Origin of the sequence: Ochrobactrum sp. SFR4 (assembly GCF_019730395.1) — a bacterium.
Lineage (GTDB): Bacteria > Pseudomonadota > Alphaproteobacteria > Rhizobiales > Rhizobiaceae > Pseudochrobactrum.
Map to the genome: position 1 here is coordinate 1 of NZ_JAAPBB010000856.1, position 266 is coordinate 266.

Consider the following 266-nt stretch of genomic DNA (forward strand, 5'->3'; position numbering starts at 1 on the left):
CGGCGCGATGATTGCCAGCCTGCAAGCCTCTGATCCGCAGTTCAATGCGAGCGACGATTTCCGTGAAATGTTGCAGCAGTTCCTGTTGTTTGGTCTGCCAGCTATTCAGGCAGCGACCAGCCTGATGTTCCTGACTGCCAACTTCTATCTGGCGCTGCGCATCACTGAACGTTCCGGCGTATTGCGTCGCCCGCGTGACAACTGGCCTGCAACTCTGCGTATGCCGCGCCCTGCTCTGCTGGTTTTTGCGCTCACCTTTGCCGGTT

Annotated in this window: 1 pseudogene; it reads left to right on the top strand. The window is 57.9% G+C overall.

Annotated features, from left to right (window positions below):
• Window positions 1-266 (top strand): annotated as a pseudogene (locus tag HBA93_RS21495) (DUF2232 domain-containing protein); the annotation flags it as partial.